Here is an 11,669-nt window from a genome sequence, read left to right as displayed (position 1 = left end):
TAAGAATAATTAATTTTTACGAAGTAATATAAGAAATGGCTTGAAATTTCATATGTCATAGTCAAAGTAAAATATATTCTAATTCCTAAAATTAATACAACTAAGTTTCACTGTAAAATATTTAAAATTGGATAATGAAAAATTTGTCCAATTTTTTTATTATTTCTTTTAAAATTTAAAAAATTCAGCAATGATAAATAATTCTTTACAAGATAAAATTGAGAACGATATTTATAATTACATAATTTCATTTAATGAAAAGGTGATTATCAAATCCATTCAAGATATTAAATTATGTAAAAAAAAAATTAATCTGACTCGTTTATATCAAAATTTGCCTAACTTAAAATATGATATTCTACTCGAAAACTATCCTATAGCTAAAGAAAACATTATAAAACAAGAGAATGATATTAGAATATTATTTTCTTCTATTATTGAATATTTTGAAAACGTACACGTAACAGACATCCAAAAAGGTTTTGTAAAAGCTGGAAAGGATAAAGCTCAAATAATACAAATTAGAGATTTTGAGCATTGTCAGGATGTTTTTATTTCTACTGTGTCTTGCTTGATTGAATGCTATAATGAATATTTGACAAAAAGAATTCCTGAAAAGCGGAATGAATTGACTGGTACAAAGAGTTTAAAGAACCATATGATAAAATTATTTTAAAGTCAGTGATTAATTATAAGAAGTAAAGCAAGTCTCCAAAAAAGAACTGAGATAAAAACAACACTTTTCTCTATTAATTTTGAGATGCTAGTAATCAAGACTCAAAGAATCACATTTGTGATTCTTTGAGTTTTTTTTTGTCTTTTAGCATTTTTAATAGAGTGTACTTTAATAGTGTGAATTCAGATGTAAAGTAATTGTCTCCGAGATTTCAGCATTTATTAAAGTATGTTTTAATTTCGAGATTTTCAGGATAAAAGAATCACTAAATTTATACCATTAATAAAATGGGAATAACATAATTTGTGGTGTTATCCAAAGGTTACTTTTAATTTAAAAAACAAAAATTAAGCTCCAACATCTTTTGGTACAAATATTAAAGTACCTTTTCGAAATAATAATTTTTAAAACTAATCAACATGAAAACATCAATTACATTATTACTAATTCTATTTACAAGTATTATTTCTGGTCAAGATGACAAAGAGCAATTTTCAATCGAAAAGGGAACTTGGAGTATAGAGGCAGATTTTTCAATAAATTCAAGAAATAACGATTTTTTCAATCCAACCTTTTCTTCAGACAGTAAGTTTTTTAACTTCAGTGTTTCACCAAAAATTGGATATGCCATTAGTAAAAACTTGATTCTTGGTTTAGGATTAGGTTATGGTTACTCTAAGTCAGAAGATGAGAATGAGAATCAACAAATTCTAAGAACAACTACTTCAACCTCCAATTCTTTTGGGATTTCTCCATTTGTAAAGAAATTTTTTCCAATTAGTGAAAAAGTAGCGTTTCATTTACAAGGTGAGACTAGATTCGCCTTCGGTAAAAATACTTTTGAGAATAGCGATAATAGTGAAAGAGAATCTAGAAATGAATCATTTTTCGTTGGAATTAGACCAGGGATTAATCTTAGTTTGACCAAAAATATATTACTTCAAGCCAACTTTGGTAGCTTTGGTTATAATTATATTTCAGGAGAAGTTGATGATATACAAAGTCAAGAAACAAATTCCCTTTCATTTAATCTTGGTTCTTCAAGTTTTATATTTGGAATGATTATACTTCTATAATTAGCTACAAATGAAAGAGCTGAGGTAAAAAACAACTCTTTTCTCTATTAATTTTGAGGCTTATTATTTTAGACTCATAGATTCACATTTGTGAGTCTATGAGTCTTTGTTGTTGCGTTTTCCTTCTAACTATTTAGGTAAAACTGAAACTTTCAACGTCCTAATCAACGGTGAGATCAATGGGTTTAAAAAAGCTGTTGGTGAACCGTTGGCCTCCCGATCCCAAGTGACTATAATGCCGTAGGATGCCATTAATTAGCTATTGAGTTGCCCATAAGTAGCTATAAAACAGAATTTTAATATGTGTTTTGAGGTTATTCTTAAAGCATTTATAATAGAGCATACTTAATAGTATAATTTGAGATGTATATTAATTACCTCCGAGATTTCACCGTTTATTAAAGCCTATTTATAAGGTTAATATCTTTAGGATAAAAAAATCACTAAATTTATACTATCAATAAAATGGGGATAACACAACTTGTTGTATTACCTATAGCTTGTGCACAAATTAAAGACCTAAACTTTTGCAAAATGTATCCATTCTTCTAAGAAATAGTTAAACACAAAAACAAACTTTTAAGTAAATTCATGATATGACATAATTATAACAAGCGCAAAAAATGACAAATTCAAATTGGACCAACGAAGATATTCCGGATCAAAACAATAAAGTTATAGTAATTACTGGGGCTACAAGTGGTTTAGGTAAACAAGCCACTAAAGTGTTAGCTAGTAAAAACGCCAAAGTAATACTGGCTGTTAGAAACACTCAAAAAGCAGAAGGTGTAGTTATGGAAATTCGTGAATATTTTCCAAATGCACAATTAGAAATTAGACATCTTGATTTGGGCAGCTTAAAGTCTGTTCGAACCTTCGCTAAAGAATTTACTAATGATTACAATCAGTTAGATGTTTTAATCAACAATGCGGGGATTATGATGTGTCCTTATTCTAAAACAGAAGATGGTTTCGAAATTCAGATGGGAACAAATCACTTTGGTCATTTTGCACTTACAGGTCTATTAATACCGCTATTATTGGACACTAAAGATTCACGAGTAGTAGCAACTAGCAGCTTGGCACACAAATCTGGAGACATAAATTTTGATGACATCAATTGGGAATCTAGAAAGTACAGCACCACTAAAGCATACTCAGACAGTAAATTGGCTAATTTATATTTCACATATGAACTCGCAAGGAAGTATAGAGGCAATAGGAATGCACCCATGTTTACTGTTGCACATCCTGGAGGGACAAATACGGACTTGGGTAGGCATTTAAGCATAGCGAAACTCTTGTCTCCCATAATAGGTCAAAAAGTAGAAATGGGAACATTGCCTTCACTCCGAGCAGCCACAGATTTAAATGCTACAACTGGCGACTACTTCGGACCAAAAAACTTTTTTGAAGTTAGAGGATATCCTGTAATTGTGAAACCCAGCAAAATGGCTCAAAACGAAGCGAATGCAAAAAAACTTTGGGATATATCAGAACACATGACGGGGGTTAAATACTGAAATAAACAATAATATAATGAAAAACTAAACAGAGTAACCAAAATATTTATCTTATTATTAGCGCTAAAGGCTATGGTTGCATTAAGCTTTTGAAGATCATTTTATTCAATTTACCTGTTATGCTAAAATGATTCTACGGGTAGCTAACCAAAAATTCATTGAACAAACAGGTTACAGTCTTTCTAATATCAAAGGTGTCACCACAATTGACACAGAAGGCTATAATGTTCGTTCAAAAGTAATGGAGGGCAGTCAAATATATATTAATGCATTTGGAACTGTCGAACAAGAAAATATCGATGCATCACCATTATTCAATGTTTCAACAAGTACGGATAATCCCATGTTCTTTATTGCGAAACGTGGCTCAGCATCAAGAATTGAAATTGCAGATATGTTTATACAGGAATTGCACAACAATAATATTGAAACATATCAAATCAACGGTAGCGAATATGACCCCAATGGTATTAATAACGCCATCGGAAATTTAGGGGAAACGACTATAACATCACCTTTAATAGCATTTTTTGAAAGGTGCTTCGAATAAAGGTCTACTGGGCACAACAAAGAACTAAGATAAAAAACAACTCTTTTCTTCATTAATTTAGGGGCACTATTATTTTAGGCTCACGGATTCATAAAACCGATTCTTTGAGTTTTTTTAATTGATTTCACTTCTACCTATCTAGGTAAAACAGAAATTTTCAACCTTATAACAAAGGGTGAGACCAACGGGTTTTTGTAAACCCGTTGGTCTCACCCTTTGTTTTCCAATTTAAGGTGACTGTAAAACCAGTGGAGGCAGTTAATCGGCTATTGATTTGCCTATTAGCAGCTATAAAACAAAATTTATAATAGAGTGTACTTTAATAGTGTGATTTGAGAGGTAGATTAATTACCCCCAGATTTCAGCGTTTATAAAGCATGTTATTAGTGTTAAGCCTTTTAAGACGATAAAAAGTTTTTATACTGGTTATTTGATAAAATGGATTACACAAATTGTTTTGTTACCCGTATGTTCTTCAACATTTGAAAAAAACTTGATCATAAAATTAATAATTCAACTTTTTATATAAAAAACTGACTAACAGATTATTATATCGATTTAAAAGGTAAATTTGTTAAAAAATTTTTCAGAATTATGGAAAAGACAGCAAAAATCCTTCAAGAAAATAATGCAGAAATTATGAAAATTTGGCAGAACCAAGTTGTGCAAGAAGTACTTGCCAGCAAGGAATCTGACTCTATTGCTTTATATAACCAGCTACCTGATCTTATAAACGATATCGCCAGATTAATGATACGATACGATAAAATGGAGGGTTTTAATAAGGATGAAAAATATGTGGAAATCCTTAAAACCAGCGAAGAACACGGCAAGCAACGATCAACTAAAGTCTATTATACTGCTGAACAGATTGTACACGAATATATAATCTTTCACCGCACATTGAGTGAATTCCTCATATCCCACGATGGCTATAGTGAAAAGGTTTCGGATTTGCTCAAATATGTTATCGAAACCTCGATACTAAAATCTGTAGGTTCATTTTCACGTTCCATACAGGATATGCAGGAAAAATTAATTGGTACGCTCGCTCACGATATAAGAAACCCACTTGCCGCCGCCCAGTTGTCGCTAGAAATGATGAAGCAGGACAAAACAGGTGAATGGACTGATAAATCGAGAATAGCAGCCCAGCGGAGCGTGAAAAAAGCGATTAACCTTATCGAAGGGCTTATGAACGGAATTACAGTTAAATCTGGCGAAGGAATGTTGCTAACCTTTGAGAGTTCAGACCTTTTAAAAGAAATGAAATTTGTTCATGCCGAGAGTAAAGAGGTTTACACTCGCGAAATAAATTTGGAATATAATGCAAAAAATATCATAGGTATTTTTGACAAAACCGCAGTTAAAAGGTTGGTTGAAAATCTAATCGGTAATGCCGTCAAGTATGGTTCTATCAATAAACCAATTACGATTTCAATAGAAGATGAAAAAGATGCGGTTGCAATTAAAGTCCATAATTGGGGTAATCCTATTCCTCCCTCCAAACAAGAGCAGATATTCAAGTTTATGGGAAGTGCAAAAAGGAATAAAAAACCGGCTTCAGCTAGTTGGGGAATGGGCTTGACGTTAACACAAATTGTTGCTGAGGCTCACGGTGGGAATATTAATCTCGTAAGTGACGAAAAAACTGGTACTACTTTTACAGTAAATCTGATTAAACAATTTAATGAAGTAGGAAAGAGACGTGCGAAATTGACTTTTGTTTTGGAAAATATTTAACCGATAAAAGGCTCATTCGGGCACAAAAAACGGTGAAGAATAACTAAGCATATGGCTCGCCAACAGGCCAAAGTTATATACTTAATTGACTAATTCGGTATTTTTAAATAAGGGGGAATACGAGGAGTTGGCAAGAATCTTACAAGAGTAAAAGGGTGTTTTTAGAGTGTTTTGCATCCCTTTTTATTCAGTTGGTTATCTGAAGTAGATCTTTTTTAGGGTGATTGCCTTTTGTTAATGTTAGAATCTGTTGTTTTTTATCATTTTCCTTTAGTTGGGGTTTTATGCCAATTTAAACCTATAATCTCGTAATTAATCGTTTGACCGTAACGAATTCGGCACAGGCTTTTTTCGCTTGTTTTTTATCAAAAATAATTACCGTAACTAAGGCTATGCTATTTTTTTTTAACTTCAATCAATTAAAAAACCTCTGCTGAGCAAGATCGTAGTATAATTCAATTTACTCATACGGCATTATAAATTTAATTTGAAATAATGAAATTTACAGTTAAATTGAACTTCTCATCTTGATAGGATATTTGAGATAAAAAAGGAAATTCACGTTTTCAAAAACCCGTACAACGCATATACATGGGGCATCAGTAAGCATATAAAACGAAAAAAATACTTTTATGAAACAATTTGAATACAAAACAACAGAATTTGAGCCAAGGGGAAAATGGCTAAAAATTATTAGAATGGAGACCTCTGAGCTTGAGGATAAGTTGAATGAAATGGGAAAAGATGCATGGGAGCTAATAGATTCGATAGATTATGCTGTCGAAGGATTTACTCAAAAAGTCATTCTTTTTTTTAAGCGTGAAAAATAAAATATTGAAAAATTGTTCAAATTACCGCGCAATCTTGAGAAACTTGACAATGAGCAGTATAAATTAAAACCCGTATAATTATGAGAAATGAACCATTTGAATTAGGAATTTGTATGGCTGGAGCCGTTTCCGCTGGAGCTTATACCGCAGGTGTAATGGACTTTCTCATTGAAGCTCTAGATACTTGGGAACAGAAAAGAGGTGAAAAAGATGTGCCTACACATCAAGTTGTCGTTAAAGCCATTGGTGGTGCTTCAGCTGGTGGAATGACAGGAATTATTGCAGCGTCGGCACTAAATAATCCTATTGAACATGTGAAAGAAGCAGACCCAAAGAATGTTTTAAAAGAACAGACAAAAAATAAGTTTTATAATTCTTGGGTAGATTTACTTCAAGAAGATATGTTTTCATTATTACTTAAAACAGATGATATAGAAAAGGCTAAAGTGTATTCTCTTTTAAATTCAAAATTTATAGAACAAGTCGGAAAAAAATCTCTTAAGGTGAATTCCTCAGAATTTATAGAAAGAAAATATATAGAAAAGCATATCAAGGTTTTTACAACTCTGACCAATGTAGAGGGGTTTAAATATAATTCTGACTTTCAAGGAACGCTTACTGATAACAATTTTCATTTATCACATCATGCAGATTATGCTACTTTTATATTAAATAAAATAGAGACTCAATATGATAATGATGGCTGGATACCACTTGACTTTTTCGAAAATGTAAATACAAATATGGCATTAGACGCTGCGATGGCAACTGGAGCATTTCCTGTAGGCTTAAGATCTAGAAAAATTACAAGAAAGAAAAAATATGTTGAACAGCTGTCTTGGAACAAAGCTCTGCTAGAGAGGTTTGAACTTGATAAAGACCCTTATGAAGCTCTAATACTAGATGGTGGGATTATTAATAACGAACCCTTTGAACGTTTAAAAAATTTAATTAATGGGATTGATGCAGAGGAAGACAAATTTAAGGGAACAGTCTTGATGATAGACCCTTTTCCAAGTTATATGACTAGTTTTAATATCGAAGCCGATGATATAACATCTAGTCTAACAGGAATGTTGTCTGCAATGCTAGGTCATTTGAGGTCTAAGCCTGAAGTGATTAAAAAAATATTTAAAGATGGAGATGTGAGTCAATATCAAATTGCACCTGTTCGTTACGATAAAAACGATAAAAAGATTGAAGGCAAAAAAGCTATAGCATGTGGTTTTATGGGTGGATTTGGAGGTTTTATTCATAAAGAATTTAGAGTACACGATTTCTTTTTGGGCAGAGCTAATTGCGAGCGGTTCTTAAGAGAATATTTTACTGTTGATGTTAATACAACAAATTCAATATTTAAAAACGGCTATAAAGATATTGACCCACAAAAACACACTTCCTCTAATGGGAAAAGACAAATTATTCCAATTTTGACCACTAAAAGAGATAAAATGTACATGCCTATTTTTGAAAATAGAGATATTTGGCCCAAACGTAAAGAAAAGGATGTTGACAGATTTAATAGAGATTTAAGAAAAAGAGTAGGAAAAATAATAATGAATTTTTCAGATTACAATTGGAGTACACGCCTTTTTTTAGGAATTGGAAATAAACTTATTTTAAGAAGAAAACTAGCTAAAGCTGTCATGAACACCATCAAAGATGATATGAAAAGCTATGATTTACTTTAAAATTAGAGTAAGATAGAGCCTTTACAATTCATCTCTATACATGGTTATATTGCAAGTGAATAAATTATTTTCAGACTTATTGTAGAGCCAATTTTTTAATGAAATACGGGAGTGTAAATTAAACTCTGTCTGGTATTTTGAAAAATAAAATATTAACAAACTTCTACTTTTTATCATTCACTTTTATATCGTTGATCTGAAACTTAAATTTTTTAAATAAAAAATCAAAATACATTTTAAAGTCTTGCTAGCGTGTTCTCTGGCATTTATAATAGAGTGTACTCCTGAACTAAAAACCTTCAATTTTATAACCAACGGTGAGACCAGCGTTTACGAAAAACCGTTGGCTCACTGTTGGTTTTCCAATCCAAGTTGATTGTAAAGCCATTGGAGAACATTAATTAGCCTTTGATTTGCGGATTAATAGGTATAAAACAAAATTTATAATAGAGTGTAGTCTAATAGTGTGATTTGAGAGGTAGATTAATTACCTCCGAGATTTTAGCGTTTATTAAAGCATGTTCTTAGTGTTAAGACTTTTAAGACGATAAAAAGTTCTTATATTGGTTACTTGGTAAAATGGATAACACAACTAGTCTTGTTATCCCCATGTTCTGTGTAATGCAAAAAAAACGGCTGAATTGAAAATATAGTTAATGAAAAACAAATTTCCAACCATAAAAACTGACCGAATTCTATTGCGTGAAATAACGGATTTAGACGTTAAAAATATTTTTAAAGGACTTTCAAATCCAAACGTAATTAAGCATTATGGAATTAATTTTGACAGTTTGGAGGCTACAAAAGAACAAATGATTTGGTTTGCGGAAAAGAAACAAATGTGGTGGGCGATTTGCTCGCTTGATAATCAAACTTTTTACGGAGCAGGGGGACTAAATGATATTAACCACAAAGAAAACAAGGCAGAAATTGGACTGTGGCTGCTTCCAAATTTTTGGGGCAAGGGAATTATGAAAGAAGTTTTACCTTTAATCTCTTATTACGGATTTAACAACCTTAAACTAAATCGAATTGAAGGATTTGTTGAGACCGATAATTTGAACTGTAAAAATGCAATGTCTAAACTTGATTTCAAAAACGAAGGGACAATGAAAGACTGCGAAATAAAAAATGGAAAATCAATAAGCGTTGATGTTTATGCGAAAACGAATTAATTGCGGAAACCACTACACACAACAACTTATATAGCTCATAGCTCGATAGTTGATTAGTCGAAGTAAAGGTATATTTGCCAGTCAGCCAAATTTTTATCCCGACCATTCGGGAGGCTTATTGATAAAAAAGATAATAAGAAAAATTTAATCCCGAAGCTTCGGGACTGCTAGTGCTTAATCCGAAAGTAATTTTATAATTTGCACGTTACGAGCCATATATAGAGACGTTAGGCATAAGCTGAAAAAATGAAATGACAGAAACAGTAGATAATATAGAACTTGACAAGGAAAACGTTGAATTTTACAACGCTTCTGAATTTGTTCGACATACTGACAAATTAGTTTATCTAACAGGAAAAGCAGGAACGGGTAAAACAACTTTTTTAAAATACATTAAAGACACTACAAATAAGAACACTGTAATTCTTGCACCAACAGGAGTTGCAGCAATAAATGCAGGTGGAGTTACAATTAATTCCTTTTTTCAAATTCCTTTTGGACCTTTCGTTCCTGATGATTCAAGATTAAGAACAACAGCAACGGGAACAGAAAACAGTGAGACAATTTATACAACTTTTAGATACAGAGATGATAAGAAGGAAATAATTGAAAATTTGGAACTGCTTATCATTGACGAGATTTCAATGGTAAGAGCAGATATGTTGGATGTAATTGACAGAATTTTAAAAGTTTTTCGCAAGAAACCCTATTTGCCTTTTGGTGGTGTTCAGGTCATATTAATTGGAGATACTTTTCAATTACCACCAATTGCGGACAATGAACAATGGTCTATTCTATCCCAGTTCTACAAAACTCCTTTTTTCTTTAGTTCAAAAATCATAGAACAGAACACGCCTCTTTATATTGAGTTGAAGAAAATCTATAGGCAGAACGAACAGGAATTTATTGACTTATTGAATAGGGTTCGAATTAGTCAAGTAAATGCAAATGATTTTAGTGTTCTTAATGCAAAATACAATCCGACATTTTCAGGAAATGGAAGTGATTATATAATTCTTGCAACACACAATAATATAGTAAACGAAACAAATCTTACAAAACTAAATCAACTCACAACTGAATTATTTACTTATGAAGCAAATGTAACGGGCACTTTCCCAGAAAAACATAAGCCAACAGATCATTATTTAAAATTAAAAATTGGTGCTCAAATAATGTTTCTCAAAAATGATACTGGCGAGTACAAACGCTATTACAATGGCAAAATTGGGAAAATAAAAGAACTTGAAGAAGCTTCTATTACAGTAGTATTTGATGATGAATCCGAAGTTGAAGTTGAAAGAGCAGTTTGGAATAATATTCAGTATTCATACAATAAAGAACAAAAAAAGATTATTGAAGAAATTGCAGGAACATTTGAACAGTTCCCTATTCGTTTGGCTTGGGCAATTACAGTTCATAAAAGCCAAGGTTTAACATTTGAAAAAGTTATTGCCGATTTAGGAAGAGCATTTGCACCAGGACAAGTTTATGTTGCTTTAAGTCGTTGTACTTCCTTTAGTGGTTTAATGCTTAAAACACAACTTAACAGTTATGCTATAAAAACCGACCCTAGAGTTATTGAATTCGCTCAAAATGAAACACCTGGAACATTAATAACTGAACAACTTAATACAGGCAAAGCGGATTTCTATTACAAAAAATCAAGAGAAGATTTTGGAAAAGGTAAAATCAAATCTGCATTTGAGATTTTCAAAAGAGCCTTAAAGTTTCGTAATGATATTGACACGGATATTTTCAAGAAATTCATTGAAGTACAGGGAAAACGTCTTTTAAACTTTAAACAAAAGGATTCTTTACTTATGGAGCAACTTGAATTGACGAACAATGAACTTTCAGAAGCAAAAGAAAACATTGAATTGCAAACGAAAGAGCTAAACATCAAGTCAACTAAAATATCAGAACAGAACTCTTCTCTTGGACTGCTTTTAGAAAAAACTGCCGAGTTTGAAAACGAATCTGAACGACTAAAAAAGTCATTGAAAAAAGTTGAGAAAAAACTATCTGATTCGCTCATCAAAACAAACGGACTTGAAACCAAACTAAAGAAAAGCGAATCTGATTTAAATAAAAAAAACAAGGAAAACCAACTTAATAAAGAGGAAATTGAAAGATTCAAAAATCTAAAATGGTACGACAAACTAATTGGAAAAAAATAGAATGCCATTGCCAAACAAAAAACTGTGGTAAAAAACAACTCTTTTTTCCATTAATTTGAAACACTAGTATTCTAGGCCCAAAGATTCACATTTGTGATTCTTTGAGTTTTTTATTGTTTACCTATCCAGGCAAAACAGAAACTTTCAACTTCATAACCAAAGGTGAGACTAAAGGCCTTACAAAAAGCCGCTAGAGAACCTTTTGATTTTAAAAATTAGCAATGA

General features: G+C 31.8%; 9 protein-coding genes. All 9 read left to right on the top strand.

Annotated elements, in window-relative coordinates; translation table 11 throughout:
* Positions 1-190: 190 nt before the first annotated feature.
* A complete protein-coding gene (locus PGOND44_RS07175; protein WP_040555858.1) occupies positions 191-676 on the top strand; it encodes a hypothetical protein in 486 nt (161 codons plus the stop codon).
* A gap of 419 nt (positions 677-1,095) precedes the next feature.
* The gene (locus PGOND44_RS07170) at positions 1,096-1,752 is read left to right on the top strand and encodes an outer membrane beta-barrel protein (RefSeq protein WP_003439039.1); all 657 of its coding nucleotides are present in this window, start codon (positions 1,096-1,098) and stop codon (positions 1,750-1,752) included.
* A gap of 623 nt (positions 1,753-2,375) precedes the next feature.
* Entirely contained in the window at positions 2,376-3,275 is a 900-nt protein-coding gene (locus PGOND44_RS07165; RefSeq protein WP_003439036.1) for an oxidoreductase, read from the top strand.
* Between the two features lie 127 nt (positions 3,276-3,402).
* Complete coding sequence (locus tag PGOND44_RS07160; RefSeq protein ID WP_003439035.1) at positions 3,403-3,825, top strand: hypothetical protein; 423 nt, start codon at positions 3,403-3,405, stop codon at positions 3,823-3,825.
* Between the two features lie 594 nt (positions 3,826-4,419).
* Positions 4,420-5,568 (top strand): sensor histidine kinase, encoded by a 1,149-nt coding sequence (locus PGOND44_RS07155; protein ID WP_003439033.1) that lies wholly within the window; start codon positions 4,420-4,422, stop codon positions 5,566-5,568.
* A 632-nt stretch (positions 5,569-6,200) separates the two neighbouring features.
* Entirely contained in the window at positions 6,201-6,398 is a 198-nt protein-coding gene (locus tag PGOND44_RS15265) for a DUF4177 domain-containing protein (RefSeq protein WP_003439031.1), read from the top strand.
* An 80-nt stretch (positions 6,399-6,478) separates the two neighbouring features.
* Positions 6,479-8,089, top strand: a complete 1,611-nt coding sequence (locus PGOND44_RS07150) for a patatin-like phospholipase family protein (RefSeq protein WP_003439029.1) — start codon at positions 6,479-6,481, stop codon at positions 8,087-8,089.
* Between the two features lie 656 nt (positions 8,090-8,745).
* Positions 8,746-9,264 (top strand): GNAT family N-acetyltransferase, encoded by a 519-nt coding sequence (locus PGOND44_RS07145; RefSeq protein WP_003439026.1) that lies wholly within the window; start codon positions 8,746-8,748, stop codon positions 9,262-9,264.
* Between the two features lie 251 nt (positions 9,265-9,515).
* The gene (locus PGOND44_RS07140) at positions 9,516-11,444 is read left to right on the top strand and encodes an ATP-dependent DNA helicase (RefSeq protein WP_003439016.1); all 1,929 of its coding nucleotides are present in this window, start codon (positions 9,516-9,518) and stop codon (positions 11,442-11,444) included.
* Positions 11,445-11,669: the final 225 nt, after the last annotated feature.

The organism is Psychroflexus gondwanensis ACAM 44, assembly GCF_000355905.1.
Lineage (GTDB): Bacteria > Bacteroidota > Bacteroidia > Flavobacteriales > Flavobacteriaceae > Psychroflexus > Psychroflexus gondwanensis.
Note: the sequence above shows the minus strand (reverse complement) of the source record. Positions and strands in the feature narration are given on the sequence as shown.

Bases quoted from the DNA above. Each gene is read 5' to 3' on its own strand.
- PGOND44_RS07175 (WP_040555858.1), top strand. From the start codon at position 191: ATGATAAATAATTCTTTACAAGATAAAATTGAGAACGATATTTATAAT.
- PGOND44_RS07170 (WP_003439039.1), top strand. From the start codon at position 1,096: ATGAAAACATCAATTACATTATTACTAATTCTATTTACAAGTATTATT.
- PGOND44_RS07165 (WP_003439036.1), top strand. From the start codon at position 2,376: ATGACAAATTCAAATTGGACCAACGAAGATATTCCGGATCAAAACAAT.
- PGOND44_RS07160 (WP_003439035.1), top strand. From the start codon at position 3,403: ATGATTCTACGGGTAGCTAACCAAAAATTCATTGAACAAACAGGTTAC.
- PGOND44_RS07155 (WP_003439033.1), top strand. From the start codon at position 4,420: ATGGAAAAGACAGCAAAAATCCTTCAAGAAAATAATGCAGAAATTATG.
- PGOND44_RS15265 (WP_003439031.1), top strand. From the start codon at position 6,201: ATGAAACAATTTGAATACAAAACAACAGAATTTGAGCCAAGGGGAAAA.
- PGOND44_RS07150 (WP_003439029.1), top strand. From the start codon at position 6,479: ATGAGAAATGAACCATTTGAATTAGGAATTTGTATGGCTGGAGCCGTT.
- PGOND44_RS07145 (WP_003439026.1), top strand. From the start codon at position 8,746: ATGAAAAACAAATTTCCAACCATAAAAACTGACCGAATTCTATTGCGT.
- PGOND44_RS07140 (WP_003439016.1), top strand. From the start codon at position 9,516: ATGACAGAAACAGTAGATAATATAGAACTTGACAAGGAAAACGTTGAA.